This window comes from Helicobacter labetoulli (assembly GCF_003670275.1).
Classification (GTDB): Bacteria; Campylobacterota; Campylobacteria; order Campylobacterales; family Helicobacteraceae; genus Helicobacter_C; species Helicobacter_C labetoulli.
The window spans coordinates 52,354-78,421 of the sequence record NZ_QXJF01000013.1 but is presented as its reverse complement, the minus strand read 5'-3'; the positions used below and the strand labels follow the sequence as shown (position 1 = coordinate 78,421).

Annotated in this window: 27 protein-coding genes and 1 other RNA gene; 9 read left to right on the top strand and 19 right to left on the bottom strand. The window is 39.3% G+C overall.

Going from position 1 to position 26,068, the window contains the following annotated elements; genetic code table 11:
• Window positions 1–119: 119 nt before the first annotated feature.
• The 6 genes from cmoA to EBF12_RS08025 form a co-directional block, all read right to left on the bottom strand.
• Complete coding sequence (cmoA, locus tag EBF12_RS08050) at window positions 120–866, bottom strand: carboxy-S-adenosyl-L-methionine synthase CmoA (RefSeq protein ID WP_002956665.1); 747 nt, start codon at window positions 864–866, stop codon at window positions 120–122.
• A gap of 47 nt (window positions 867–913) precedes the next feature.
• On the bottom strand, window positions 914–1,696 hold the full coding sequence (locus EBF12_RS08045) for a thiazole synthase (RefSeq protein ID WP_002956666.1): 783 nt from the start codon (window positions 1,694–1,696) through the stop codon (window positions 914–916).
• Window positions 1,697–1,717: 21 nt separating this feature from the next.
• On the bottom strand, window positions 1,718–3,142 hold the full coding sequence (locus tag EBF12_RS08040; RefSeq protein ID WP_121727196.1) for an NAD(P)H-hydrate dehydratase: 1,425 nt from the start codon (window positions 3,140–3,142) through the stop codon (window positions 1,718–1,720).
• A 3-nt stretch (window positions 3,143–3,145) separates the two neighbouring features.
• Entirely contained in the window at window positions 3,146–4,570 is a 1,425-nt protein-coding gene (locus tag EBF12_RS08035; protein ID WP_121727195.1) for an acetyl-CoA carboxylase subunit A, read from the bottom strand.
• Between the two features lie 24 nt (window positions 4,571–4,594).
• A complete protein-coding gene (gene ppa, locus EBF12_RS08030) occupies window positions 4,595–5,116 on the bottom strand; it encodes an inorganic diphosphatase (protein ID WP_121727194.1) in 522 nt (173 codons plus the stop codon).
• A gap of 80 nt (window positions 5,117–5,196) precedes the next feature.
• Window positions 5,197–7,305, bottom strand: coding sequence for a TonB-dependent receptor plug domain-containing protein (locus EBF12_RS08025; protein ID WP_244196462.1), 2,109 nt, complete (start codon window positions 7,303–7,305; stop codon window positions 5,197–5,199).
• Between the two features lie 159 nt (window positions 7,306–7,464).
• Here EBF12_RS08025 and EBF12_RS08020 point away from each other — a divergent pair, with 159 nt between their 5' ends.
• Entirely contained in the window at window positions 7,465–7,656 is a 192-nt protein-coding gene (locus EBF12_RS08020; protein WP_121727193.1) for a hypothetical protein, read from the top strand.
• 84 nt (window positions 7,657–7,740) lie between these two features.
• Here the strand turns inward: EBF12_RS08020 and ssrA are convergent.
• From ssrA to EBF12_RS08005, 3 genes are all read right to left on the bottom strand, one after another.
• Window positions 7,741–8,109: a transfer-messenger RNA gene (gene ssrA, locus EBF12_RS08015) on the bottom strand.
• 47 nt (window positions 8,110–8,156) lie between these two features.
• On the bottom strand, window positions 8,157–8,699 hold the full coding sequence (locus EBF12_RS08010) for a phosphatase PAP2 family protein (RefSeq protein ID WP_121727192.1): 543 nt from the start codon (window positions 8,697–8,699) through the stop codon (window positions 8,157–8,159).
• Entirely contained in the window at window positions 8,696–9,784 is a 1,089-nt protein-coding gene (locus tag EBF12_RS08005) for a tyrosine-type recombinase/integrase (protein ID WP_121727191.1), read from the bottom strand. Before EBF12_RS08005 ends, EBF12_RS08010 begins: the two co-directional genes overlap by 4 nt.
• Window positions 9,785–9,903: 119 nt before the next feature.
• Here EBF12_RS08005 and EBF12_RS08000 point away from each other — a divergent pair, with 119 nt between their 5' ends.
• From EBF12_RS08000 to EBF12_RS07970, 7 genes are all read left to right on the top strand, one after another.
• Window positions 9,904–10,743, top strand: a complete 840-nt coding sequence (locus tag EBF12_RS08000; RefSeq protein ID WP_121727190.1) for a hypothetical protein — start codon at window positions 9,904–9,906, stop codon at window positions 10,741–10,743.
• 120 nt (window positions 10,744–10,863) lie between these two features.
• Window positions 10,864–11,118 (top strand): hypothetical protein, encoded by a 255-nt coding sequence (locus EBF12_RS07995; protein ID WP_121727189.1) that lies wholly within the window; start codon window positions 10,864–10,866, stop codon window positions 11,116–11,118.
• 104 nt (window positions 11,119–11,222) lie between these two features.
• The gene (locus EBF12_RS07990; RefSeq protein ID WP_157979080.1) at window positions 11,223–12,023 is read left to right on the top strand and encodes a rolling circle replication-associated protein; all 801 of its coding nucleotides are present in this window, start codon (window positions 11,223–11,225) and stop codon (window positions 12,021–12,023) included.
• Window positions 12,023–13,651, top strand: coding sequence for a major capsid protein (locus EBF12_RS07985; RefSeq protein ID WP_121727187.1), 1,629 nt, complete (start codon window positions 12,023–12,025; stop codon window positions 13,649–13,651). The genes EBF12_RS07990 and EBF12_RS07985 overlap by 1 nt, the downstream gene beginning before the upstream one ends.
• Before the next feature lie 9 nt (window positions 13,652–13,660).
• Entirely contained in the window at window positions 13,661–14,119 is a 459-nt protein-coding gene (locus EBF12_RS07980) for a hypothetical protein (RefSeq protein WP_121727186.1), read from the top strand.
• Window positions 14,120–14,158: 39 nt separating this feature from the next.
• Window positions 14,159–14,530, top strand: a complete 372-nt coding sequence (locus EBF12_RS11455; protein WP_121727185.1) for a hypothetical protein — start codon at window positions 14,159–14,161, stop codon at window positions 14,528–14,530.
• A gap of 88 nt (window positions 14,531–14,618) precedes the next feature.
• Window positions 14,619–15,173, top strand: a complete 555-nt coding sequence (locus EBF12_RS07970; protein ID WP_121727184.1) for a DJ-1 family glyoxalase III — start codon at window positions 14,619–14,621, stop codon at window positions 15,171–15,173.
• Here EBF12_RS07970 and EBF12_RS07965 read toward each other — a convergent pair.
• Window positions 15,156–16,364 carry an agmatine deiminase family protein gene (locus tag EBF12_RS07965; protein WP_121727183.1) on the bottom strand — a complete coding sequence of 403 codons (1,209 nt, stop codon included), beginning with the start codon at window positions 16,362–16,364 and terminating at the stop codon, window positions 15,156–15,158. The genes EBF12_RS07970 and EBF12_RS07965 overlap by 18 nt on opposite strands.
• Before the next feature lie 55 nt (window positions 16,365–16,419).
• Here EBF12_RS07965 and tsaD point away from each other — a divergent pair, with 55 nt between their 5' ends.
• Complete coding sequence (gene tsaD, locus EBF12_RS07960) at window positions 16,420–17,529, top strand: tRNA (adenosine(37)-N6)-threonylcarbamoyltransferase complex transferase subunit TsaD (RefSeq protein ID WP_121727182.1); 1,110 nt, start codon at window positions 16,420–16,422, stop codon at window positions 17,527–17,529.
• Window positions 17,530–17,590: 61 nt separating this feature from the next.
• On the opposite strand, the gene nadA is transcribed toward tsaD, so the two are convergent.
• From nadA to EBF12_RS07915, 9 genes are all read right to left on the bottom strand, one after another.
• On the bottom strand, window positions 17,591–18,601 hold the full coding sequence (nadA, locus tag EBF12_RS07955) for a quinolinate synthase NadA (protein WP_121727181.1): 1,011 nt from the start codon (window positions 18,599–18,601) through the stop codon (window positions 17,591–17,593).
• A gap of 29 nt (window positions 18,602–18,630) precedes the next feature.
• Window positions 18,631–19,416, bottom strand: coding sequence for a phosphatidylserine decarboxylase (locus EBF12_RS07950; RefSeq protein ID WP_121727180.1), 786 nt, complete (start codon window positions 19,414–19,416; stop codon window positions 18,631–18,633).
• Between the two features lie 5 nt (window positions 19,417–19,421).
• Window positions 19,422–19,970, bottom strand: coding sequence for a queuosine precursor transporter (locus EBF12_RS07945; protein WP_121727201.1), 549 nt, complete (start codon window positions 19,968–19,970; stop codon window positions 19,422–19,424).
• A 42-nt stretch (window positions 19,971–20,012) separates the two neighbouring features.
• The gene (locus EBF12_RS07940; RefSeq protein WP_244196461.1) at window positions 20,013–21,827 is read right to left on the bottom strand and encodes a hypothetical protein; all 1,815 of its coding nucleotides are present in this window, start codon (window positions 21,825–21,827) and stop codon (window positions 20,013–20,015) included.
• 19 nt (window positions 21,828–21,846) lie between these two features.
• Complete coding sequence (locus EBF12_RS11930; RefSeq protein WP_244196460.1) at window positions 21,847–22,527, bottom strand: YiaD family glycine zipper/OmpA-like lipoprotein; 681 nt, start codon at window positions 22,525–22,527, stop codon at window positions 21,847–21,849.
• Window positions 22,528–22,569: 42 nt separating this feature from the next.
• Window positions 22,570–23,397, bottom strand: a complete 828-nt coding sequence (locus tag EBF12_RS07930) for a non-canonical purine NTP pyrophosphatase (RefSeq protein ID WP_121727178.1) — start codon at window positions 23,395–23,397, stop codon at window positions 22,570–22,572.
• A gap of 28 nt (window positions 23,398–23,425) precedes the next feature.
• Entirely contained in the window at window positions 23,426–24,445 is a 1,020-nt protein-coding gene (locus tag EBF12_RS07925) for a thiamine-phosphate kinase (protein WP_121727177.1), read from the bottom strand.
• A 15-nt stretch (window positions 24,446–24,460) separates the two neighbouring features.
• The gene (nadC, locus tag EBF12_RS07920) at window positions 24,461–25,294 is read right to left on the bottom strand and encodes a carboxylating nicotinate-nucleotide diphosphorylase (protein ID WP_121727176.1); all 834 of its coding nucleotides are present in this window, start codon (window positions 25,292–25,294) and stop codon (window positions 24,461–24,463) included.
• Between the two features lie 81 nt (window positions 25,295–25,375).
• Entirely contained in the window at window positions 25,376–26,014 is a 639-nt protein-coding gene (locus tag EBF12_RS07915; RefSeq protein WP_121727175.1) for a superoxide dismutase, read from the bottom strand.
• Window positions 26,015–26,068 lie beyond the last annotated feature (54 nt).

The following is a 26,068-nucleotide window of genomic DNA, read 5'->3' as shown; positions in this document are numbered from 1 at the left end:
CCCCCCCCCCCCCCCCCCCCCCCCCCCCCCCCCCCCCCCCCCCCCCCCCCCCCCCCCCCCCCCCCCCCCCCCCCCCGTGTAAGAGAGAATAGTGATGAAATTAAATAATTTTTATAAGTCTATTTCACCGCGATAATACTTCCAAAATTCACCCATTTAAACAGTACTTCAGCTCCGCTAAAACCGACATTTTTTAGCAGTGCCATATTCTCTTCAAGGCTAAATGGGATAAGCACATTTTCTAATGCCTCACGCTTTTTGTTTATCTCATATTGCGTGTAGCCCTGCTCCATTTTATACCGCAAATACCGCTCTATCATTTGCCTATCAAGGATTCTATGATGACTTGTCATTTTTTCACTCACGATAAGAATCCCGCCAGATTCTAAAGAATCATATATCTTTTGGAGCAGGTTTTGCCGCTGCATAGGGCGGATAAACTGCAAAATATAATTGGCAAGAATAATGCGTGAGGGCAAAAAGTCATATTCTAACAAATCCGCATATTCAAAGCTAATCTTAGCCCCATACGCTTGTGCTTTAAGCCTTGCCTTTTCTATCATCGCTTGTGAATTATCAATGCCCACAAACTTTGCGTTCATATTGTTATTTTCTTTATATATTGCGTGATACAAGGCTAGAAGTGTGCTGCCTGTGGAACTACCTAAATCATAAATAAGCGGAGATTGCGTATTTACATTTTGTATCCCATCACTTAGATTCAGCATACAAAAATCCACAATCAAATCCAGCACTTCCCTGTAATGCGGGATTGAACGCTCAAGCATATCGTCAAATACACTTGCTACTTGTGCGTCAAACTCAAACTGCTTGTGTGTATTTTGGGTAAAAAGCTTATCTTTCATATTTTATTTTTCAAGCCTAGATTCTATCACCACATATTTTTTAGAATCTAGCCTAGATTTGCCATTCCATCAATGGGCGAACTCGCACTCGCATAGGCTTTGCGTGGGATTCTCCCAGCTAGGTAGCTCAAACGCCCAGCCTGCACGGCGTATTTCATCGCTTCTGCCATAAGCGTGGGATTCTGTGCTTGTGCGATAGCTGTATTTGTCAAAACGCCATCAGCTCCAAGCTCCATAGCAATACTCGCATCACTGCCACAGCCCACACCCGCATCAACAATCAATGGCACTTTGATGGCTTCTTTGATAAAAGCAATATTATAGCGATTTTGAATCCCAAGCCCACTGCCAATAGGAGCAGCAAGAGGCATTACCGCACTTGCCCCAGCATCTTCAAGTCTTTTTGCCATAATGGGATCATCATTTGTGTAAGTCAGCACACAAAAGCCCTCTTTTGCTAGAATCTCCGTGGCATTTAGTGTTTCAAGCACATCGGGATAGAGCGTTTTTTGCGTATCGCCAATAATCTCAAGCTTGATAAAATCAATACCTGTGGCTTCTCTTACAAGGCGAAAAAGTGTAACAGCTTCTTTAGCATTCACACACCCTGCGGAGTTTGGCAGAAACTCAATCTTTGTGTCTTTAAAAGTCTCTAGCAGATTCTCACTCTTATTATCCATAATATTCACACGCCTTACCGCCACGGTAATGATTTCTGCTCCACTTGCTAAAGTCGCTTCTTTTGTCGTGGCAAAATCCTTGTATTTCCCACTCCCCACGATAAGACGCGAAGTAAAAGTGTGTTTTCCTATTTGCAATGTATCAGTCATAATAATCCTTTATAATGTATTTTAACGCAGTGTGCTAATGGCTTGTAATAGATGATTTGGGGTAAGTCCAAAGTCTGCGATATGCTTTAAGCATTTTTGTGCGGCAATGCTATGAGCTAAAGTGCCTTGCAGGGCTGAATTTAGCCCATTATACCCTTGAGCTAAAAGGGCGGCAATAAGCCCACTTAGCACATCGCCACTCCCACCTTTAGCAAGGGCATTAGAACCAAGCGGATTGATATAAATTTTTTCACTCTTAGCAATAAAGACATTTGCCCCTTTGAGCAAAAGCGTTGTGTGTGGGTATTTCTGCGTAAAATCTAGCATAGCTTGAATGCGTTTGCTAGGGTTATATTCCCCCAAGCCACAATGTTGTAAAAGGGCGTTAAACTCCTTTGGGTGGGGCGTTAGAACAATCTCGCGTGAAAAGTCTAAGGTCTGCTGACTTAGCGTTGTGTCTAAAAAATCTTTAATCTTTGGTGTATGAAACACATCAGCATCAAGCACGCAGGGCAAAGTAAAGGCATTAGAAGTAGAATCTATAAGGGATTCTAAAACGAGTTTAGAGTTTTCCACGCCAAGCCCCATACCCAAGGCTAATACCGTAGCATTTTGTGGCACATTTGAGCTTTGCATAAGGGCAAAAGGAATATGTAGATTCTGCTCTCCTATCACGCTTACTAGCCCCGCTCCAAAGTGCAGGGCTGCTTGTGCAGCTAAAATACAAGCACCAAGCTTTTCTCCGGCAAAAACGCCCAAATGTCCAAAGTCCCCTTTATGCGTATTTTGAAGTTTTCTATGTGGGAGTTTTAAATCGCTTGATTCTAGCATTTTGATATTTGAGCTGATTTGATAGAGATTTTGACTTATGCCAAGATTCCCAATGTGAATCTGCCCCACAAAATCTTTTGTTACATCACTAAGACAAGCAAGGTTTATCGCTCCCATACAAAGTGTGTGATGTGCCTTAAAAGCAGGAGTGCTAGATTCACTTAGCCCACTTGGCGTATCACACGCCACGCACAAACGAGCATTTTTTTGGGCAGTGTGTAGCACTTCAATAACCTCACGCGTCAATTCACCCTTAAGCCCACTGCCTATAACACAATCCACCACTACATCGCAAGGCAGAATCTTTTTAATAAATTTTACTTCACACAACTTTGCGCGTTCATAGTTTTTCACACATAGCGGTGATTTTGGCTCTTTGACTTGATAGATTCTAATATTATATTCTCCGCTTAGACGCCTAGCCAAAGCATAGCCATCACCACCATTATCTCCACCGCCACAAAGAATGGTAATCACGCTGCCTTTGTGTGTAATAGAAGATATAAGCGATTCTAGAGCATTGGCAGCATTTTCCATAAGAATTTCAGGTGTAAGGTCAAATTTCTCACAAGCCCTTTTGTCTAAAAATGAAGTGCTTTGATAGACATTTTTCATTCTTTATGCTCCATATCTCGCACTCAAAGCTGCTGCAATGACACTAACCACATCATCTTCTGGTTTAGATTCTGTCTGGGGCATAAGCTCTTCAATCTTGCTTTCAATATATGAAGTATCAAAATGTCCTCGCCTAAAATCCTTGTCATTACAAATATTCATCAAAAATGGAATAGTTGTTTTCACGCCCTTAATGGTAAATTCACTCAATGCCCGAGAGAGCTTATTTACAGCGAGATTATAGCTTGAGGCTTTGACAATAAGCTTTGCTATCATAGAATCATAAAATGGTGGAATGACATAGTCTTTGTAAATACAGCTATCCACGCGGACAAAAGGTCCTAGAGCAGGGTAGTAGGTAGTGATTTTACCCGGATTTGGCACAAAATCATTTGCCACATCTTCGGCGTTGATTCTAGCCTCTATCGCAAAGCCTTGTGGGCGTATGTCGTGCTGGGTTAAGTCTAAAATCTCGCCTTGTGCTATGCGAATCTGCCGCCCTATCAAATCATAGCCTGTAATCTCTTCTGTAACGCCGTGCTCTACTTGTATGCGTGTATTCATCTCCATAAAGTAAAAGGTGTTGTTTTCATCAAGTAAAAACTCAACCGTTCCGGCATTTGTGTATTGTGCGGCTTTGGCTGCGGCTTTGGCTGTAGCACCCATTCTCCTGCGTAAGTCATCGCTAATAAGCGGACTTGGGGCAATTTCTATAAGCTTTTGATGTCGGCGTTGGATAGAGCAATCCCGTTCTAAAAGATGAATGACATTCCCATAATTATCCGCTAGAATCTGAAACTCAATATGGCGAGGATTGACAATATATTTTTCCATAAATACATCATCGTTTTTGAAAAACGCCATTGCCTCACGCTTACACGCATTAAAAGATTCTATCAAATCCTCTTGTTTTTCAACGACTCGTATCCCACGCCCTCCACCACCGCTACTCGCCTTTAAAATCACAGGATAACCGATTTTTTGTGCGATTTTAGCAATCTCTTGTGTTGAGTGCTTATTAAGCGGCTCGGTGCCGGGTACAATGGGGATTCCATTTTTTTGCATAATCTCACGCGCCGCATTCTTATCGCCCATTTTTGCAATCGTTTGAGAATCTGGACCTATCCAAGTAATCCCCGCTTCTTGCACCTTTTTGGCAAAATGAGCATTCTCACTTAAAAATCCATAGCCGGGGTGAATAGCATCAACTTCAGCTTTTAACGCCACCTCCACGATTAAGTCCGCATCTAAATAACCACGCAAAGGATCATCGCTTATCTCATAAGATTCATCAGCCATTTTCACATGCAAGGAGTCTCTATCTGCCCTTGCATAAATCGCCACACTTTTAATGTGTAAATCCCTGCACGCACGGATAATACGCACTGCTATTTCGCCACGATTGGCTATAAGAATCTTTTGAAACATATAAATCCTTTTTACTTATAGAATCTAGCCTTTATAGGCTTTGATTGACTTATCTAGTATTGCTTGAGCTGTGGCTTTGTCTTTGTAGTCTTTAACCTTTACCCACTTGTTTGGCTCTAAAGTCTTGTAGGTTTCAAAAAAGTTTTTGATTCTATCAAGTGTGATTTGGGGTAAATCTCTCAAGCTTTGAATCTTATCAAAGCTTGGATCAATCTTTGAAACAGGCACGGCAATAAGCTTTTCGTCCATTCCGCTTTCATCTTCCATAACAAGCACACCTATAAGCCTTGAAGCAATCATACTTCCAGCTTGAAGCGGATAGGGATTAAGCACAAGCACATCAACGGGATCGCCATCATCTACTAGAGTATTTGGGACAAAGCCATAATTTGCCGGATAAAACATCGCACTATACATCACTCTATCCACGACAACTAAACCGCTATCTTTATCCACTTCGTATTTGATATTTGAACCATAGGGGATTTCAATGATGACATTAACTTTGTCGGGGTTTTCGCCTACTGATACTTTTGAGAGATTCATTATTAAACTCCTTGTGTGTAATCTAAAATAGGCGATTATACCAAAAGAATCTATTTTTAGATTCTATTTGATTCCATTTTTTAAAAGGAAAGTGCAATTTGTAGTTTTGTGTTAAAGCCGGGTTCATAAAGTGGGGTTCCACCTCCTTTAGCAAATAGCTCTTTGCTTGGACTCATAGGGTTTGTGTAGGTTTGATTTGTGATATTTAAAAATGCCAAACGCACACTAAAATACTTGCCCACATCGTAGCTTACATAGATATTATGCGTGTTGTAGCCTTTTTTATCCACAGAATCAATGTCATTATAGTAGAGATTGTAGCCTTGATATTTAAGCCCTTCAACAAATCGTGTCAAATATAGAATCTGAAATTGTGGCACTGAACTAAAGGGTCGTATTCCCATACTTGCATAATAGCTCCTTCCACTCACAGCAGCAAGCTCAAAAGTATCTGTAATAAGCTTGTTATTATACTTTGGCATACTTTGGGCTAAGCCGATATGAAAATCTATAAATGAAAAATCAAGCCCAGCACTCGCCTCATAGCCTAGAATCTCAATATGTCCATCTGTATTTGCCCGATACATATCTTCGTGGGCGTGTGTGCTATCCGTGCTGTGATTATGCTCCGCTCCACTATTTGTATAGCTATTAATAAAGTTTTTCAAATATTGATAATACACACTTGCGTGCATACTCAACACGCTATTGTCATAGTCCATATTTAATTCCGTATTATACATACCCTCTGCTTTGAGCTTTGGGCGGACAAGCGAGTGTGGATTAGCAAGGAGAGAAACATCAAGAGGCATTGCCCCGCGTGTGTTGTAATTATGCGTGAGCTTAAAGCTTAAATCATTTGTAGCAGCATAAAAGAGCGAGATATAAGGGCTAAAACCTTGTGTATTGTGCGTTTGTGAGATTTTATCTTGATAATTATATACATCATAGCGAGAGCCAAGATCAAGACTTAGAGAATCTAGCATATTAAAATTAAAGCCTATAAATCCCCCATACACAGCACCCATCTCTTTCCCACGATTGCCGTGTTCTAGGGCGTGTCCTTCTAAATTATATGCTTGAGAAGCGATAAGCTGATAGTTTAAGCCATACTTGAGATTATGCTCCCCAAAACTATGCCTTAGCACCAAATCGCTCCCAAGATTCTGCAAGCTTAAATCCATCTCGCCTTCTTCTTCACTTTGTGCTGTGGCGGCAGCCTTTGATGAAAGTTTAAGGGATTTGTGCGAGTAGTAGTTATTCCATTCTAGTTTGAAACTATCCCCCAAAGCATAGGCATACTGAAGACTTGCACTATGCGAAAGCAAGGCGTTATCAAACAACGCAGGATTCTGCCCCGTGATATTTGCCGCAAAAGGCGAGATAGAATCTAGCATATTAAAATGATAGTTGAGATTGAGGCTGTGATTTTCATTTGGCAAAAAGGTGAGTTTAAAAAGTGCATTATGAGCTTGAAACTGCGAAGAGGGGACTTTAGAACCATTCCCAGCACGATAATAAGGCGTGTCATTAAAATCATAGCCTACAAGCAACCCTAGAGAATCTGTTATCTTGCCATAGGTTGCCACGCTTGAATCTACACCGCGATTGCTTTGAGCACCAATTGAAAAATATGCCCCATAATTGCGATTTGCCCCTAGCAAGTCAAAAGCGTTTTTTGTGGTAATGGTGATTCCACCAGCAAGGGCATTTGCACCATATTCGGCACTTGCTAAGCCCTTTTCTATCTCTATACTTTTCAGTAGATAGGGGCTAAAGAGCAAATTGCCTTGATGGTGGAAGAGATTCCCCCCTTGTGTAATACCATCAAGCTTTATGCGGAACATTCTATCTTCAAATCCCCTAATGTAGAGCTTTTGAGCGATTTTTGAGCTTCCGCCGACTTGAATCTCCGCATCTTTGGCAAACACTTCACGCAAATCACTCGCCTGTGTATTGCGGACAAAACTTGATTCAACCACGCTAATGTTGGCATTATTCGTAGGGTGAGCAATGGAGACAAGCGGAGAAAGCTTTGCAGAGCGATTTTCATCAGCAAGGGTATAACTCGCGGATAAGGAGAGTAGGCTTATGGAGATTCCTATACGAGCTAGAATCTTGTGTGATAACTTGGGGTATGAAGCATTGTGTGCAATGTGAGAAAAAGTAGAACAAGAAAAATGTGTCATAAAAATCCTTAATTTTGAGATTGAAAGTTGGGAGTGTATCACATTTTATAAAATGTTGCAACACATCTTATAAAATGTGATATAATTTCGCAATTTTGTAACATTGTTTTGCTAAGATTCTAGCACTTTTAGAGTCTAAATTAATAAGAAAGGAAAGTTATGGAATGCCCTTATTGCAAACACTCACTTACCCATAGCGAGGTGGTTTCTCTCCTTAAAAGTTTAGATAAAGCAAAGAAAGATTGTCAAGTTTGTCATAAGCCATTTATTGGCAGCAAAAGTGCTAAAACTTGCTCAAGTGCGTGTCGCTCAAAAGCCTATCGCATACGCAAAGCAGCACAGATTCACTGATTATTGCAATACTACACAATTCACAAGAATCTAAACTTGCCTTAAAAAAAGTGGGGGAGTTAATTTTATTCACATAAAAAGAGATGGTGGAGTCGTAGGGAGTTGAACCCTAGTCCAAAAGCAAGACAATCTTAAGAATCTACATGTTTAGTAGGTATTGTAATCTTTTTGTGGCTACCCAACACCCCAAGATAGAATCCACAAGCAACCTCAATCTTTTCTTCTTACTCAAGGTGTGGCAAGAAGAGCATCTAGCGGGGAATGACGACTTAAGATTCTAGCTAGAATAGAGTTTCTTAAATCGGCTCCAAAAAAGCGATTAACTTACGCTACTTTTGCGTAAGCTGGAGCGTAATTTGTATTGTTTGCGTTTATTAATTGTGGTAGTTTTAGAGCTTACCAGCTCACATGCACCTAAGTCTCTTTGCTCCTGTCGAAAGCCAAATCGACCCCATTTAGATTCTAAGCAGAATCTAAGCGTACGGATTATAACCCTTTTCTTAGTGCTTGTCAAGGTATTTTTTAGTAACTCCTAGCACAAGCAGTGCCCCAAAAAAGCCAAGAATGGCCCCAACACAAACTTGCAACGGCGTATGCCATAGATTTAAAACCCGTGAATATCCAACAAATCCAGCTAAAACTATAAGATATACACCCCAACGCACCCCTAAATATCGCCAAGCCAAAGCTGCAGCAATAAAAGCTGATGCAGTATGTCCGCTAGGGAAACCTTTAAACTCGCCATTAATTGGACGCTTTGCAATTTCAACAATCTCCATTATCCACGCTGAATCTGCAAAAGTATGTGCCGCGTAATTAAAGGCTATTTTTAGCCCAAAAGTAATACCAAAAATCACAATACAGCTAATAACTAGCCCTTTAAGCGGAACAAATTGCCTTTGAAGAAGCCATATCACTCCAAGCGGAATAAGCATAAGGCGAAATACATCGCCATAAAGCTCGTGATTATAAAGCCATAAGCCAAGTGCAGCAGCAGTGATTAGCCCAAAATATGCAAGTTGCCTGATTTCTTGATTTTTCATTCTTTCTCCTTTGTATCATTTAAAGTATCCATAACGCCCACTACCTCACGCAAACGCTTACTATCAAAATGTGTATAAATGCGACTCGTATTAAGGTCGGCGTGTCCCAAAGCCTCTTGCACCATAACAAGATCGTGTTTTTGCTGATAGAGTAGGGTAGCAAAGGAATGTCGCAGCATATGTGCGCCGTTTTTCTCTTTGCGGATTCCCGCTTGAGTGAGAATATTTTCTACATTTTGATAAATATAGCTTTGTGTGAGGGTTTTACCCTTTGTGTTGCAAAAAAGCAAATCGTGCGAGGGTGCAAAAGATGGACGCTGTGTCAGCCACGCATTAAGCAAGTTTTGTATATGACTTTGGCGTATCATCGCTACACGCGGCTTATTGCCCTTGCCCCGAATCTGAATGATGTAGCAATCAAGGTGCGGATATATATCTTTTCTACGGAGGCTTAAAGCCTCGCTTACACGAATACCGGTATAAACAATAAGCTTGATGATAAGCTTATTTCTCGCAGCGACTTTCTCTCCAAGCTGTGCTTCATCAATAGCCTTCAAAAATCGCTCTATTTCATCTTGGCTAAGATATGCTGGGAGCTTTTGTCCGCTTTTGCCTTGCAAGGCACTAATTTTAAGCGTAATGTCATAAACATAAGATTTGCCCTCAAACTCATTTTGTTTATCAATATAACCAAAAAGCCCAATAAGTGCGATGCGATAGTTTTTTTTACTCGCATTTGAAAGTGTGCTTGTCTCAACACTCAAAAAATCGCTTAATACCTCTTCATCAATGGATTCCATTGTGTCAAAACTGCCTTGAGTAAGAAAGGTATAAAGCTTAAGAAGAGGGGTAGAGTAGGTGTTTATCCCTATCATACCAGCTTTCCTCACACTTTTACACAAAGATTCAAGCTCGTTTATAGAGTGAATCTCATCATTATTTAGCGCGTTGATAGCTTGCAAGATAGATTCTTTATCAAGTACTTGGTGATTAGACAATGTCGTAAGTTTATGACGAATAAATCGCATAATCCAAAATAACAATGTTTGTGAAAACTCATCTTTATAGTTCAAGGGGTATTTCATTACTTGCAGATTCCTATTTGGTATTTTGGTATTGTAGCATATTTTAGTTATGAAAACTATACTTTTCAAACTTTTTTGCTTCATCTTTCCTTAAAATAAAATTACTTTAAGGAGTAAAAATGGATTTTGGATTGAGTTTTGACCCCCTTAACTTTGTAGGTGGTCTTATGAATATGAATAATCAAAACAAACTTGCAGAAAGACAAGAGAATTTGCAAAGAGAGTTCGCCCAAAATTCTATACAATGGAGAGTTAATGATGCTAAAAAAGCAGGGATACATCCTATTGCTGCTCTCGGCTCTCAAGGTATATCTTACAATCCGTCCTATGTTGGCGGTGATAATTTTGGCGGTTCTCAAGCTTCAATCTCCACTTCTACTGGTGATAAAGAAATGAATGAGCTTAACAAAAGATTATTAACGGCTCAAGTTCGCCAAGCTGAAGCTGAAGCTACTTCTGCTGAGCGGTCTTTACTTCCTAAGTCACAAAATACCGGTGGTGTTCTCTTTGGTGCTTCTCAAACAAAAGGTGCTTTAACTAATCAAACAGGCGTAGGTCATTCTGCTTCTCCTACATCTATGCCCGGTCAATCTTCCGTAAATCCTTATGGTGTTGCTGAAGTTAATAACGCTGTTAATTTTACTAAAAACACCGACGGCTCTCTTTCTCTTATGCCTAGCGAAGATGTCCAAGATTTAGTTTCGGAGTCTATGTTAGAGCGTCTCCGCTGGTATGGTTCGCAATATAGTGATGACCCTAAAATTCGTGCTGGTGTTATGGATTCTCTTTTGGGTAAAGGCAAAGATATTCCTAAAGGTATGGTTTTAAGAGCTAATCCTTTTACACTTAACTTTGAGCTTGTCCCTGAGTCAAAAGCTGGTAATTGGTTAAGTCGCAGAGCTTCCCCTGCTTATTATTATAAAAGCCGTAAAGACTACATTGACGGCAAAGATTACTAATCTTATAAAGGAGGTGAAAAATGACTGCATTCGTTAAGTATTTTGGTTATGTAGTGGCTGTTTTTTAAGCAATTTATATTGCTTTGAAATCTGGTGTTCCTGTTGGATAAAGGAGTTTGTATGAATGAAAGGTTTAAGCGTGTTGGTAACTGCTTTTATACTATCACTAATTCTGGCAGTGGTCTTTTCGCCTCTATCTTTGAGGCTGAGATACATTTCCCTGCTAATATTGACTATCCTTGTGTCGAGTATTCTCCACTTGGTTATTTCAAATATTTGGATATATGGGATACTGAAACTCTTGAATTTGTGATACATAAACAATATTTGGAGGTTAAAAATGGCTCGTCGCCGAAAAATTTCACGCCGCGTTAAGCGTAGGTTTCGTAAGAAACGGATTAGAAAATGGGGTCAGGTAATAGGCTATAGAATGTAGCATACAAATGGTTTGCTCGAATCCCTTTTATCTTAAGAAACAAATGTTTTTTGTTCCGTGTGGTAAATGTTTAGGCTGTCGTATAAATCGCCGTGGTGCTTGGGTTACTCGTATGGTTTTGGAAGCTTCTAATTATTATGATGTGTCTTTTCTCACATTAACTTATAATGATGAAAATTTGCCTTTTGATAATAATTTAGATTCTTCACATCTTACGAATTTTTTCAAGCGCTTTAGGCGTAATTGTGAGCCTTATAAAATACGATATTTTGCTTGTGGTGAGTATGGTGAAAAGTTTGGTCGTCCCCATTACCACGCTATTATTTTTGGTATGGATTCTATTATGACGACTTATTATGCAGGTATAAGTTGGAAAGCAGGTCATATTTATGCTGTTCCTGCTACGATTGAGACGATGTCCTATGTTGGAGGTTATGTTGCTAAGAAAGTTTCTCGTTTGGCTAAAAATGAAACTGAAAAAGAGCGTGTTTCTGAGTTTTGTCGTGTTAGTAGAAATCCTGGTCTTGGTGTTGTCTCTCTTTCTCGCTTATTTAAGCTCTGCCGTAATCAAGTAGATGTAATAGATGGTATCCGCTACAATGGCAAATATCATCCTTTACCCCGTTTCATTAAGGAAAAATTGCGGTCTCTTGTTTATTCCCCGGAATATGTCGAAGCTCTCAAGTCTGCTCGTGTTATGAATGCTCGTGCTGACACAGCTAAGGTTATGTATGATAAAGATTCTGCTCTTAAGCGTAATAATGCCTTACAAGCTTTACAAGATTCTTATAGGGTTAAACAAGTCAATTATGATATTTCACATTTACAAAAAAGGATTTTTTAATGGCTTTAAAAAGAAGTAAATTCAATCTCTCTCATTATCATTTGCTTACTTGTGATATGGGAAAACTCGTTCCTTGTGGTGTTACCGATGTTTTGCCCGGTGATACCTTTGTTGGTAGCACTTCTGCCCTTGTGCGTATGTCTCCTATGGTCGCCCCCGTTATGCACCCGATTGAAGTTAGGATTCATCATTGGTTCGTCCCTTATCGTTTGCTTTGGGACGAGTTTGAGGACTTCATTACAGGTGGTGCTACTGGTATGGATACTCCTGCTTTTCCACTAGTTGAAGTTAATAATGCAAGTATTTCAAGTTTACATGATTATTTTGGTATTCCTACTGAGAAGACAAAAATAAGAGTCTCTGCCCTGCCCTATCGTGCCTACTCGCTGATTTATAATAATTTCTACCGCGACCAAGATTTGGAAGCTGAGATTCCTATTTCTTACGCTTCCGGTGTAGATTCTGTTACAAATGTCACGCTTCAAAATGTGGCTTGGAGTAAAGACTATTTTACAACGGCTCGTCCTTGGACTCAAAAGGGACCCGAAGTTACGGTGCCTGTTATGGCTGTTAATGGTGGCGTTCCTACCTCTAAATCTAAATATTTTGCCCGTGTTTGGTCTAAACCTGGTGACGGAGCTGGTGTTGGTAAAGAATTTTGCGAATTTGTTAAAACTGATGTTGTCGGAGCTGGTGTTGGTACTTTAAAAGGTTTATTTGACAAGTTTGGTTTAGGTAATACCGCTTCAGCTCTTGGCGTTCAGTTTAATTTTTACTCTGTTAATGATGTTCCGGTTTCTACGCCTGATTCTGCTGAAGTGGTTTCTTGTCAGTTTGAAGCTGGTAATAATCAATTTGGTGAGGCTGTAGTTTCTATGGTTACCACTTCTCCCGGTCAATCTGGTGCTGTTTCCGTGCAGGATTTACGCCTTGCTACTGCCTTACAAAGAATGCAAGAAGCTCGTGCTAAATATGGACACCGTTACATTGACTATTTGGCTTACTATGGTGTCAAGTGTAGTGACGCTCGTTTGCAGTTGCCGGAGTATCTCGGCGGTGGTAAAAATTTGCTTCAAATTAGTGAAGTGTTGCAAACTACCCCTACTAATGATTCCTATGTTGGTGACATGTATGGCCACGGCATTATGTCTATGCGGTCGAATCGCTTTAAATTCTTTGCAGAGGAACACGGCGTTATTATTTCTTTGATTTCTGTTTTACCTTATAATATGTATACCGACGGCGTGGATAGAATGTGGCTTAAAACTACAAAAGACGAGTTTTACCAAAAAGAGTTAAACGCTATTGGTATGCAAGAGATTTATAACGCTGAACTTTATGTTGGTACACCAGAAACTCAAAAAGCTGTGTTTGGTTACCAAGACAGGTATAACGAATACCGCCACGCTATGAGTAAGGTTCACGGAGATTTCCGTAAAACAATGGATTATTGGCATTTGGCTCGGCAATTTGATAGCTTACCTGTGCTTAACGCTTCTTTTGTCAAAGCACAACCTAGTAAACGCATTTTTGCCGAACAGACTTCTAATTGTTTGTGGATTATGGCTAAGCATAACATTAAAGCCCTCCGTTGTATGCCTAAAAAGGCTCAAACTAAAATTTTGTAAGGAGTCCCTATGAAAAACGAATTTGATTATCAAAAACTAGCCTTGTTTATTTCTGAGGCTATAGTTACTGCTTTAGATGAGCGTGATTTAAAAAAAAGTCGCTCTGCTCTTAATAATCGCGGTCAATGTGCTGAAAAAACCGACTTTGAAGTTTTGGATAAAACGCCCCTTGCTGTGCCTATGGATTGCAAAGTGCCGGAATCATTAGATTCTATCTTGCAACGACACATAGCCGTTTATATGGCGAAACAAAGCGGACAAGAGGGCTACGATTTTGATGATGATTTATCGGTTTTAGATGATGATTTTGATGACGATGATTTTCAATCAAAATATGAATACCCCGATGTAGAGCTTGGGCGAAATGTTACCAAAGGTAACATTTCGCAAGTCGGCGAACCAAAAGACGCTGAGATTCCCATACCAGCGGACATTGAGCCGACTAAAGACGATGTGGCAAAGGAATAGCGTATATCCTACTTGATGTGATATACGCTAACTGACACAATGAAACGCATAAGGGCATTTCATAGGTTTAAAAATAGTTTTAAAGGGTTTTCGCCCTTTAAAGTCAAACGCGTTTTAATCCCTCAAAACAGAAAAAGGACTTTTTCGCGGCTTGACTTTTCCCCTTTAAAATCTATAAAATCACAAGTAAGAAAAAAGGCAAAAGAAGCCTATATTTTGCAAGGATTGAAAAATGACGCCTCCAAGCATATGGCAATTAATCGTCCTTTTGGCGATTTTAATTTTAATCGTAGTTCTATTTGTGAAGCTCGTAAAAAAAGGCGTAAAGCTATTATGTCGCTCACAAAAGGACAAGGGCTTAGAGTTAAAAAAACAGAGTGGAAAGCAGAATCAAAAATAAAGTGTAGTTAGTAATTACAACTATACTTTTCAAACTTTTTTATATTACTCTATTAATGCTAGAATATATGCGTTTAAGACTAAACTTCAAGGAGGATATATGAAAAATGTGATGGTGCCTATTGCTAGGGGTTTTGAGGAAATAGAGCTTGTGAGCGTGGTGGATATTTTACGCCGTGCTGGGGTGCGTGTTGTTTTGGCGAGCTTAGATTCTCATAAGCGTGTGCTTGGGGCACATAATATTGTTATTGAAGCAGACAATGCTTTGCCAGAGTTTGATAGTGAAGATTTTGACGCTATTGTCCTAGCTGGTGGCTATAATGGTATGCAGAATCTTGCTAACAATGAGCTTGTAATGCTTTGGCTCAAACAGCTTGAAAGCTCACAAAAGCTAGTTGCTGCTATTTGTGCCTCCCCTATCGTGCTTGATAAAGCAGGTGTGTTAAAGGGGGACTTTACCTGCTATCCGGGCTGTGAATCTCAAATCAATATGGAACACAAAAACAAAAAGTCAAATGCTGTTGTTAAAAATGGCAATATTATCACTTCCACCGGTCCTGCTACGGCGGTTGTATTTGCTCTTGAGTTAGTTAAAGAGCTTTGTGGTGAGATAAAGGTAAAAGAATTATATGATGAGCTAAAAATGCCATTTTAAAGGAGTTTCTCCATACATCTGCATAGTTACACAATGCAAACTTCCGTGCCATAGAATGAGTGAGCGGCAGTCTATGCCCACTACCCTATGGCTAGGCAAAGCTTGAGCAAGAATCTTAATGGCTTTTTCATCATTTATATCGCCATAAGTTGGCACGAGCAACGCCCCATTCACAAACAAAAAATTTGCATAGCTTGATGGTAGCCTTTGCCCCTGTTCATCAAAAATAGCCTGTGTAAAAGGCAAGGCTACAAGCTTATATGGCTCTCCATTTGCTTGTTTCAACGCTTGAAGCTCACTCTCCATAAGTGCTAAGGACTGAAAATGCTCATCTTTTTTATCTTCACATTTGACATACGCAATAGTATCTTTTGAAATAAATCGTGCCAATGTGTCAATATGACTATCAGTATCATCTCCTGCAAGATAGCCTTGTGTAAGCCACAGCATAGAATCTAGCCCAAAATATTGCTTCAATTTAGATTCTATTTGAGCTTGGCAAAGGTGCGGATTGCGATTAGATTCTAATAAACATTGTGTATTTGTCAAAAGCACCCCTGCTCCATTACTATCAATGCTTCCACCCTCAAGCACCATATCCATTTGGGTAACACAATCAGCCTTAAATAGAGACCTTGTTATTTTGTTGTCATAAAAAGCAGGGTATTTTAACCCCCAACCATTAAATGTAAAATCAAGCAGTCTTATACGGCTATTATTCTCCCCTGCTCTATTTTGAGCTGGATTTTGCATACATTCCACGCTTATAGCTCCAAAGTCCCTAGCCCAAGTGTCATTTGTAGGCACTCGCACAATATGTAAGCCAAAGGCTGTTTTAGCTCCTAAATCCGCAAAGTATTTTGTTTTGGGATTTTGTATAAGAGTGTGAGGCACAGATTCAACAAAAAGATTTTTTATAAACTCATCATCTTGTGTATTTGCAGAATCTAAAGCCTTTTGGGAATGGCTAAAATGTCTCTTTACAATCTCAAAGCCATCATTATCTTGCGTATCTATACATAAAATCACAGATTCAAAGCACACAATATGCTCTATAATGTCTAAAAAACACTCCCTTGCCCTATCTATATGCTCTGCCCAATCGCTGTTTTGATGAGGAAATGCCATAAAAATAGCACTCTGCCTTTCCCACTCCGCTTTTAATCTCACCCTAGTTGCCAAATCTGCCATAAAATTCCTTTATTATTTTGTGTATAATTCTAACATTTTATTTTAAAGGGGTGCTATGATTTTGAGCATAGAATCTAGCTGTGATGATAGCTCACTTGCTCTAACGCGTATTGCTGATAAAAAGCTTGTATATCATATTAAAATCTCTCAAGATGAGGAACATAGCACTTATGGTGGAATAGTGCCAGAAATAGCTTCAAGACTTCACGCCAAAAGGCTTCCAGAGATTCTAAAAAAGCTTAAAACTTTTCTTAACAATGACCTATCATCTATCAAAGCAGTAGCTGTTACTACTCGCCCAGGGCTTAGTGTAACGCTTATTGAAGGTTTGATGATGGCAAAGACTTTGTGCCTTGGGCTGCAAATCCCCCTTATTTGCGTTAATCATCTCAAGGGGCATATTTATTCACTTTGTATCAGTCAAGATTCTACAAAAGATTCTAGCAAAAGTAAAAAAGCTCCGCCTCCACTTGAATTGCCCACACATATCAAAGTTGAAGCCAAAGATTCTCTAGGGGTTTTGCTTGTATCTGGCGGACACACGCAGATTTTACAAGTGAATAATTTTAACCATATCAGCATTATCGCCCAAAGCCTTGATGATAGTTTTGGGGAAAGTTTTGACAAGGTTGCCAAACACTTGAATCTAGGCTATCCGGGCGGTCCGCAAGTGGAGCATTATGCTAAGATGTGTCAATCTCATCAATATAAGCCCTATGAGTTTCCTATTCCGCTTGTGCATAATCCAAAATTACAATTTAGCTTTTCAGGCTTAAAAAATGCGGTGAGACTAGCTATACAGGAGCTTCCACAGCCACTTAGTTTGCAAGATATAAGTAGGATTTGTGCAGGGTTTCAAAATGCAGTGTGTGAGCATATCCTAAGAAAAACTCGCCTCTTTTTTCAACACTTTGAGGGTAAATACTTTGCTATCGTTGGTGGGGCAAGTGCCAATACACATTTACGCCAAAAAATCAGCAATCTTTGCAATGAGTATGGCAGGGAATTATTTTTAGCGGATTTGGAGTTTTGCTCTGATAATGCTGCGATGATAGGACGCGTGGGCGTGGAGCATTATTTGAGAGATGAATTTACCCCATTGCTTGAAGCCCAAATCGCCCCAAAAAGCCTAAAAGGCGATTTTGTGGAATCTGCGACTTTTTAGTCTTAAAAATCTAGCATTAAAATTTAGCCCTACTCTAAACAGCCTTAAGATAAGCCCCATTTTAAGATAGCTCTAACATTCTATCAAGGGCAATTTTCGCCCACTTTTGAACTTCAGAATCTAAAAATACTTCATTTATAGGCTTATTATCTTCATAGGCTAAAAGCACATCATACACATCTTGCAGTGTTGTCTCGTTCATCGTGGGGCATTGAGGCTTACTAGAGCTTAGCACAAAGGTAGTTTGTTTGCCTTCAAACTTAGGACGCAAACGATTGACGAGATTAAATTCCGTGCCAACAGCAACCTTTTGCTCTAAAGGCAAGTCTTGCACATATTTGATGATTTGGCTTGTAGAGCCGACAAAATCCGCCAAATCCACCACGCTAGGATCGCATTCTGGATGCACGACAATCTTAATATTCTCAAACTTATTGCGATAAAACGCAACATCTTCAGGTGTGAAAAGCTGATGCACGGAGCAGAATCCATCATAGCAAATCACATCAGAATCTAGCACTTTTTGTTTAGAATCTACCCGCAAGAGACTTGATTTTTTATTATCCGCCTTGGCTAGATTCTCCCCTAAACATCTATCCGGGAGAAAAAAGATTTTTTTATTTTGAGCTTTAGCAAATTCAAAGATTTTTGATGCATTGGCACTTGTGCAGACAAGCCCTCCCATTTGAGCGACTTTCGCCTTGACATCGGCATTTGAGTTAATGTAGGTAATGGGAAAAATCTGATCTCTGCTCAAACCATAAGATTCTAACAGGGCGATACTTTCATCAAAATATTCACTATCAATCATTCTTGCCATAGAGCAGCACGCTAAACGAGGCATAATCACGCGTTTATGCGGTGCTAAGACTTTCACACTCTGCCCCATAAACGCCACGCCACAAAACGCGATAAGGTTTTTTTCACTCATTGAAGCCTTGCGTGAAAGCTCCAAACTATCGCCGCACAAATCCGCTAAGGCTACCACTTCATCTTTTTGATAATAATGTGCTACTAAAAGTCCATCAAGTTTTTGTAATAAATCTTTAATTTTATTTTGTAATTCCTGCATTGTTTTTACCTATCCTTTAATGCTTACCTTTATGCGTAAGTGCCTATGTCTTGGGCGAATTTGACTTGATCGTTCATATTCACATCTGCAATCATCTGCTCCATAAATAGCACGATTGTAGAACCCATTTGAAACATTCCTAGCTCCTGCCCCTTTTTCATAGAAATGGGCGTGAGATACACATAATTTGTATTATGGCGTCCGGCGTTAGTTTTGATTTTTGGCTCAAAGTGCATTACCATACTGCCGACATTTAACGCCCCCACCGCGACAAAATACACCCATTTGTTATTTGGTGTCTTTGCTACAACCACAACGCGTTCATTCCTCACAAAAAGGCTTTGATTCTTGCGAAGTGATGGGAGATTCACAGGTAAAAGCTCCCCACCAAAATACCGCACTTCACAAATCTCTAAATCACAAGGGGCGTGATAGCGATGATAATCTTTTGGTGAGAGATAAAAATTAATATAATATAGCTCTCTATCAAGTTTTTGTCCTAAAAGTTCCTCAACAGAATACTCCATTCCCTTTATCTGCAAGGCATTTTTATCACTGCTTTTGCCTAGCTGTGTGATAAGAGAATCGCAAGGAGAGATAAGCACAATAGGATTAGCATTCACAGGGCGTTTATTCACAAGAGCCCTAGTAAAGAGAGCATTAAGAGAGGGATAGCTTGAAGCGGAGGCAAACTCGCTTAAGTCAATCTTAAAAATCTTTACATAAGTGGTGTTAATGAACTTTTGAAAAGGAGAGAAAAACTCATAATTCGCAAAACGACCAAAAAGCCGAGAAAATTTGTTGGATAGATTCATATATTTCACCTCATTTTTGTGATTCTAGGCTTATTCTTAATGGCAAAGATATAAAAGAGTGGCGTATCACACAATGCAAGAAACACCTTGATAGAAAAATCAGCCAACAACATAGCAACAACCTGTTCCCAAGGATACACAAACAAAAAAGCAATGTGAAAAAATATCATTGTATCTATGAACTGCGAAGCCATTGTGCTTGCATTATTGCGTAACCACCACAGCTTGGGAAAGCGATTCTTAAGATAAAAGAAAATATGCACATCAAGATTCTGTGAGACAAAAAAAGCACACACACTTGCAATGGCAATGCGTGGCTCACTGGCTAAAAGCGATGGAACAAAGGCAAGAAGTAGCCCTACCCAAAGTGTTTTTAGCACTTGAGATTTATTATATTTTTCACTCAAAATATCCATAAGCAAAAAGCTAATAGGATAAGTCAATGCTCCATAAGTCAGTGGTGTATTAAGTATGGGATACTGCACAGTGTAATTTGCCAAAACAACAATACACGCAAAAAGTAGCGAACTCCCCAAAAATACTACATTACTCATTTGTCTTTCTTGCTTAATCTCCTCTTGTCTGCCTCTTTGCAATTATTGCTCCTTTTGTTGATACGGCTGGGAATCTAGCCCAAGATTCTCATAAATTTGTTTTGAAAGTTGGGAATTATAGCCAACAAGGCTGTTTTTTAGCTGAATTTCCCACATATCAAAACCTTTACGCATTTGATTTTTGAACTCTTCTTGATTGAGTGCTTCATCAACGCTATTAATGACCACATCAGTTGCGACAAAAAATCCAATCGCACATAATGGGGCAAAAGGTCCGCACACAAGCGACCCTCCTGCCCCAACCGCACCACTCACCCCCTTTTTAGCTACACTTTTTCCCACAAGTTTTGCTCCAGCTTTACCAAAAGCCTTGCTAGAAGATTTTAGAATCATCGCTCCAACTACACTTGCCCCCAAAAGTGCTGCTACACCATCAGTTGCCCTAGGGTTAAGCACATTAAGATTCTGTGTAAAGTCATCAAAAGAAAGGGAATGTGAGATAAAAGCTTGACTTGGCTTTTTGCTTATTGTAAAAAAGCTAAAGTCCTGCTCTAAACGCTTTTTAAGATTCTCAAACTGCTCATCATATACGCGATTAAGATGCTCTTGCAAATCATTTGGCGTATAAGCTTTAAGCAAAAAAACAAATTGCTCCTGTGCAATGTCCTCTCCCTTGCCAAGAGCCGCATAAAAAAGCCGTGTATATTCCCCATAGATGCTAAAATACCACTTAGAATACTCATCAATAATCACCTCCTTTTTGGCAAGATAATCTTCTAAACTTGCTTGTGTAGCGTCATTGAGATTTGTTTCAAAATTTTTCAGTGTGCTTTTAATCTTACTCTGTAAATGGGCTACATCTTTGGTATCAACAAAGCTTTGCACCCCTTGAATACTTACTTCAATATATTGCTGATTTTGAGCTAAAAATTGTGTGGCTAGAATCTCGGGCATAGGTTTGCTTACTTTAGCAAGTGGCTGAAGTAGTGAGCTAAGATAAAGGGCAAGATATAAAAAAATCAAGAAAAACACAACAGCAAAAAATTGTCTAAAAGCCTTGCTGGTATGAAAAGCTTTGGGGTTTGAATCTTTATTTAAATCCGTGTGAGATTCTACATTTTGCTTTGTGGAATAGCCACTTAAAACAAGTAGAGAAAAGCTCACAAAAGAGCTAAAATAGCCAAAAGCAAAAAGCACACTCAAAATAATATGCAAGGAATGATTACTAAGATAGAGCATATCAACAATAGCTTTTTTTAGCAAAACAAAGCCAAAAAGCTCCTGCCACCATTGACAAGGCATTTGCGAGATGTGATACGATTCTAAAAGATATTGATAATGTTCGTGTAGTTTGGCAATATTCACCTCGTGGGGCATAAAGCCATTAAACACAAACTCGCCCACACAGGCACAAAAAGCACAAAAAAAGGCTGTATATTTTTTTGCTAAAATAGAGGCAAACTCCAGACTAATATTTGCTTTGCAAATAATGTGTATAACCTTAAAAGCATATATGGAGCAAGGTATTAGCACACAAAAAATAAAAATATCACTCCCACTAGGAAAAAGCAACATAAAAAATAATGCAACACTCCCCACACACGCGAAAAATGCACTCACAACTTTTACAAACAAAAAGCGTCCAAAATATTTAAAAAGCAAGGAATCTTGCTTGTAATATGCCTTGATTGTGGCTTGTTTTTTTACTCTCAACACTTCATAAGTTTGCACAAAAAGTGCGACAAATAGCATACAAAATGCAGGATAGAGCAAAATACAATACTGCGGAGAATATCCAACAGACACAATACAAATAAGACTTAAGATAAAAAAAGAAAGTGAGATGGTGTTTTTCATTATTGTAGAATCCTAGCCTTCAGGCTAGGAATGTTTTATTTTGTAATCGCAGTAAGAGAGATTTCAACACGGCGATTTTTTGCCTACCTTCAGCTGTTTTGTTTGAAGCAATTAGCTCACTCTCACCTAGTCCATCAACTACAAAGCGTTCAGCTTTAACCTTTTGGCTTTGAAGGTATGCTGCAACACTTTGTGCGCGTTTTTTAGAGAGATCAAGATTCACTTTATTAGAACCTGTATTGTCTATGAATCCTACAACGGTTATAATTGTTTTATCATATTTGTTTAGCACCTTTGCCACAGAGTTTAGCACCTTGTAAAAATCAGAGCTTAAATCATCACTACCACTTTTAAAGGTAATATCACCAGGCATATTAAGAATAATCTCATCACCCTCTCTTGTTACGCTCACACCTGTGCCTTGAAGCTCTTTTTGGAGTTGCTTATCCTGATAGTCCATATATCCACCCACAGCACCACCAGCTAATGCACCCACACCAGCACCAATAGCTGCACTTTTAGCTCTATCTTTTTTCTTTACCAATGCACCAATACCCGCACCAACTGCCGCTGTGCCAATCGCACCGATAGCAGTTTTGCTTACTTGAGATTCACCTGTATATGGGTTTGTCGTGCAAGCTGCCATAAACAACACTCCACATACTGCTAGAGAGATTTTTGAAGTTGTTGTTTTCAACATACGAAGTCCTTTATTTTTGAAATTTAAAACTTGGGATTGTATCTACAAAAGATTTGCTTTTACCTTAAAAGATTCTAAATCTTTACAAGGAATAAGCTTTGTGGCACATTGCAAAAAGGCTTTCTTACGATGAGATATAGTATTTTTAGCACTTGATGAAAATTCTGCTAATGTTTGCTTGTGTGGATTAGATTCACTTGGGATAAAAATAGGATCATAGCCAAAGCCTTCTTTGCCCCTTGGTTTATCAATCACTTCTCCGTGCAAAATCCCCTCACAATGCTCCACTTGCAAAACTTCAAAAGATGGCAGTGTAGAATCTAGCCCACAATCCACATAAAATTGCATAGGCACAATAAGCAAAGCAATGTGAGCGACAAAAAATGCAGGTATTTGAATCTGCCCTGCACTCAAAAGATGTGAGAGTTTTTCACATAAACACATAAGATTTGCCTCATCAGCACTATTACAAAGCTTTGTTACATTGCTAAGATTTTGCCCTTGTAGTTTGAGATACTCACAATACCTTGCACTATAAATGCCCGGCTCATTCTCCAGCATAGGCACACATAGCCCACTATCTTCAGCGATAAAAACCAATGGTGCTTGAAGCAAATGCTGCATAGAATCTTGAGCTTTTATATCACTTTGCACCTTTTTGCAAAATGCCTGATAAATAGCCTTGAGCTTAATAGTAGCATTTTCTTTGAAACTTATACCATTTTCCTCAATCTCAAAAGGAGCGAGAAAATCGCTATACGCATATACATTGATAGAATTTTGGATAGAATCCTGAATCTGCTGCTCTTGCAAAATCGCTTTAAACTCGCGGATTTTATTGTGATTCCCCGTGGCTAAGATAATATTCATCTACTTCTCCTTGTTATGTTGATGAGATTTAATGCCAAAGTGTATTTTTAGGCAAAAGTGTGCGTTTTTGCCTAAAAGTGCCAAGCTTAAGAAGCTTAATCCTATGTCGTGCCGCTTGTCGCTTAAGCCTTAGCGTATCTTTTGGATTTATGGCTAGGAGCATTTCATACACTTCACCGCTTTGTAGCAATGCCTTTGAGCTATCAGCAAAAAGCGGCACAGAGCTTTTGAAACCACAATGATTAAGAATGCAAAGCCGTTTAATTTCTTGTAAGATTCCATCAGATATATCTAGCCCCCCTTGCAAAAATCTCTCACAGCTTCTTATAAACTCTACGCGAATCTGTGGCTTTAAAAATCGCCCTTTTGCTTTAAGATTGTCTTTTGAAATCCTTTGTCTATCGTTTTTTAATAGATTTTTTAGCACTTTTATACCTTGAGCGATAGTTTTACTTGGATATCTATCACAAGTTGCGTATAGGACGCAATTACGCGGGATTCTATCACGATAGAGCGTGTGCTTGTTAGCAAAACCAAAAAAAGTGATGTGAAATTCCAAAGTTTTAGAGCTAATCGTATCCCCACCGATAAGAAAAATCTTAAACTTTTTACAAAAATCACTTATGCCCTGCACACTTTGTCTTATCTCGCTTTTTCCCCACTCTCGCGGCAAAGTAATGCTTAGCATAGCATAAGCTGCAGTAGCATTCATCGCCACAATATCGGAGTAATTAACCAAAAATGCCTTATACGCAAGAGCATAAGGAGAAAACCACTCCTGCAAAAAATGCACTCCTTCACAAAAGCTATCCATACCCACAACCAAAGGTTTTTTGGCATTAAAGGATTTATGCAAAGATTCTGTAATGCGAGTGGATTTTAAAAAAATATGTCGCCTATGCTGAATCTGTGCCCTATGTGTGCGTGGATAGGCATTTTTCATATTGCCCAAAATAACACAATCATCACCAATGCCCTTTGTAACGCCACTTTGCTCTAATAAATGAATAAAAAATGCTTCTTTATCAAATGCTATTTTATGAGCCATTTTTATGCCTAGAATCTAGCAAGTGTGGATTTTAAAGCTTAAATCAAGCCATCTTGCCTGATGAATGAGTGAGCCTACACTGATAGCATCAACACCACTTTGTGCGTATTCTACAATATTTTCAAGGCTTATATTGCCACTTGCTTCAAGCTTGATATGTCTTGCAGACACATTGCGATACGCCACAACTTCTTTAATCTCATCTATTGACATATTATCACACATCACAACATCAGCTCCAGCCTCCATTGCCTTCATAGCAGATTCTAGACTTTCACACTCCACTTCAATAGGACACATAAATGGCAATCTATTCCTTGCATTGCTAATTACTCTCTGCAAGTCTGCAATATGAGCCAAATGCGTGTCCTTTAACATCAGCATAGAATCTAGCCCAAAGCGGTGATTACTCCCGCCACCATTAACAACGGAATATTTTTCTAGCTCTCGTAAAAGAGGGCGAGTCTTGCGTGTATCTAGCAACTTTATAGGTAAATTGCTAATTTTTGAAGTATAGGCATAAGTGAGTGTGGCTATACCGCTGCTGTGAGCTAGGATATTAAGCAGCACTCGCTCCATTTGCAAAAGTGCAATATGACTTCCACCCAAGACACAAAGATGTGTGCCTTTTTTAAAGCTATCTCCATCATTATGTGAATCTAGAATCTTTACATCAAAATGCCTTGCCAACTCCTGCAAATACACAAAGCCCGAAAACACGCCATCTTGTTTGGCTAAAATATATGCCTTTGCATTTTTGTCCTGCGCGATTAAGGCATAGAGATCGCCCCTGCCTAAATCCTCTTGTAAGGCTTGAACGATAAATTGCTGAATATGATATTGTGTCATCTTATGCCCTTAGTTTTATGAGTTTTATAAAATGAGAAAATATCATAGCGACACCCACAAGCGTGAGTGCCATTAACGCCCTTATTTAACAGGGTGAAGCTCATTTGCATAAAATTTGAAAGATTCAACGCCTCTTTCCAATGCCCATTTATAAGACACAGAGACAAAAGCCCAATTAATATGCTTCCAAAACGCTTCCAAATACGCAGGACGAGCATTCCTATGGTCAATGTAATAGGCGTGTTCCCACACATCAACAACCAAAAGTGGCACTTTAGAATCTGTCGCAGGAGTTGCTGCATTGCTTGTTTGCACGATTTCAAGCTTTTTGTTTTGTGTGTTATACACAAGCCAGTTCCAGCCTGAACCAAAAAGCGTTGTGCTTGAAGCGATGAATTTTTCTTTCAAGCCATCAAGTGAGCCAAACTCCGCATTAATCGCTGCACTTAGTTCAGCACTTAGCTCACTTGCCTTAGGGCTAATACAATCCCAATAAAAATCGTGATTATACACTTGAGCCGCGTTATTAAACACGCCCCCACTTGATTTAAGGATAATATCACCAAGCTCGGCATTTTCAAACTCTGTGCCTTTGATAAGGTTGTTTAGATTATTCACATAAGTTTGATGATGTTTACCATAGTGATATTCAAAAGCCTGCTCACTGATAAAGTTACCAAATTCATTTGTGCCATAAGGCAATTTGCGTAATTCAAACATAAAATCTCTCCTTGTTATTGTTGTTTTGCCCTTGTAGGTGGATTCTGCAGTAAC

What these genes read in the sequence shown, in the direction of transcription:
- cmoA (WP_002956665.1), bottom strand. Translation starts at nt 866, where the DNA reads ATGAAAGATAAGCTTTTTACCCAAAATACACACAAGCAGTTTGAGTTT.
- EBF12_RS08045 (WP_002956666.1), bottom strand. Translation starts at nt 1,696, where the DNA reads ATGACTGATACATTGCAAATAGGAAAACACACTTTTACTTCGCGTCTT.
- EBF12_RS08040 (WP_121727196.1), bottom strand. Translation starts at nt 3,142, where the DNA reads ATGAAAAATGTCTATCAAAGCACTTCATTTTTAGACAAAAGGGCTTGT.
- EBF12_RS08035 (WP_121727195.1), bottom strand. Translation starts at nt 4,570, where the DNA reads ATGTTTCAAAAGATTCTTATAGCCAATCGTGGCGAAATAGCAGTGCGT.
- ppa (WP_121727194.1), bottom strand. Translation starts at nt 5,116, where the DNA reads ATGAATCTCTCAAAAGTATCAGTAGGCGAAAACCCCGACAAAGTTAAT.
- EBF12_RS08025 (WP_244196462.1), bottom strand. Translation starts at nt 7,305, where the DNA reads ATGACACATTTTTCTTGTTCTACTTTTTCTCACATTGCACACAATGCT.
- EBF12_RS08020 (WP_121727193.1), top strand. Translation starts at nt 7,465, where the DNA reads ATGGAATGCCCTTATTGCAAACACTCACTTACCCATAGCGAGGTGGTT.
- EBF12_RS08010 (WP_121727192.1), bottom strand. Translation starts at nt 8,699, where the DNA reads ATGAAAAATCAAGAAATCAGGCAACTTGCATATTTTGGGCTAATCACT.
- EBF12_RS08005 (WP_121727191.1), bottom strand. Translation starts at nt 9,784, where the DNA reads ATGAAATACCCCTTGAACTATAAAGATGAGTTTTCACAAACATTGTTA.
- EBF12_RS08000 (WP_121727190.1), top strand. Translation starts at nt 9,904, where the DNA reads ATGGATTTTGGATTGAGTTTTGACCCCCTTAACTTTGTAGGTGGTCTT.
- EBF12_RS07995 (WP_121727189.1), top strand. Translation starts at nt 10,864, where the DNA reads ATGAATGAAAGGTTTAAGCGTGTTGGTAACTGCTTTTATACTATCACT.
- EBF12_RS07990 (WP_157979080.1), top strand. Translation starts at nt 11,223, where the DNA reads ATGTTTTTTGTTCCGTGTGGTAAATGTTTAGGCTGTCGTATAAATCGC.
- EBF12_RS07985 (WP_121727187.1), top strand. Translation starts at nt 12,023, where the DNA reads ATGGCTTTAAAAAGAAGTAAATTCAATCTCTCTCATTATCATTTGCTT.
- EBF12_RS07980 (WP_121727186.1), top strand. Translation starts at nt 13,661, where the DNA reads ATGAAAAACGAATTTGATTATCAAAAACTAGCCTTGTTTATTTCTGAG.
- EBF12_RS11455 (WP_121727185.1), top strand. Translation starts at nt 14,159, where the DNA reads ATGAAACGCATAAGGGCATTTCATAGGTTTAAAAATAGTTTTAAAGGG.
- EBF12_RS07970 (WP_121727184.1), top strand. Translation starts at nt 14,619, where the DNA reads ATGAAAAATGTGATGGTGCCTATTGCTAGGGGTTTTGAGGAAATAGAG.
- EBF12_RS07965 (WP_121727183.1), bottom strand. Translation starts at nt 16,364, where the DNA reads ATGGCAGATTTGGCAACTAGGGTGAGATTAAAAGCGGAGTGGGAAAGG.
- tsaD (WP_121727182.1), top strand. Translation starts at nt 16,420, where the DNA reads ATGATTTTGAGCATAGAATCTAGCTGTGATGATAGCTCACTTGCTCTA.
- nadA (WP_121727181.1), bottom strand. Translation starts at nt 18,601, where the DNA reads ATGCAGGAATTACAAAATAAAATTAAAGATTTATTACAAAAACTTGAT.
- EBF12_RS07950 (WP_121727180.1), bottom strand. Translation starts at nt 19,416, where the DNA reads ATGAATCTATCCAACAAATTTTCTCGGCTTTTTGGTCGTTTTGCGAAT.
- EBF12_RS07945 (WP_121727201.1), bottom strand. Translation starts at nt 19,970, where the DNA reads ATGAGTAATGTAGTATTTTTGGGGAGTTCGCTACTTTTTGCGTGTATT.
- EBF12_RS07940 (WP_244196461.1), bottom strand. Translation starts at nt 21,827, where the DNA reads ATGAAAAACACCATCTCACTTTCTTTTTTTATCTTAAGTCTTATTTGT.
- EBF12_RS11930 (WP_244196460.1), bottom strand. Translation starts at nt 22,527, where the DNA reads ATGTTGAAAACAACAACTTCAAAAATCTCTCTAGCAGTATGTGGAGTG.
- EBF12_RS07930 (WP_121727178.1), bottom strand. Translation starts at nt 23,397, where the DNA reads ATGAATATTATCTTAGCCACGGGGAATCACAATAAAATCCGCGAGTTT.
- EBF12_RS07925 (WP_121727177.1), bottom strand. Translation starts at nt 24,445, where the DNA reads ATGGCTCATAAAATAGCATTTGATAAAGAAGCATTTTTTATTCATTTA.
- nadC (WP_121727176.1), bottom strand. Translation starts at nt 25,294, where the DNA reads ATGACACAATATCATATTCAGCAATTTATCGTTCAAGCCTTACAAGAG.
- EBF12_RS07915 (WP_121727175.1), bottom strand. Translation starts at nt 26,014, where the DNA reads ATGTTTGAATTACGCAAATTGCCTTATGGCACAAATGAATTTGGTAAC.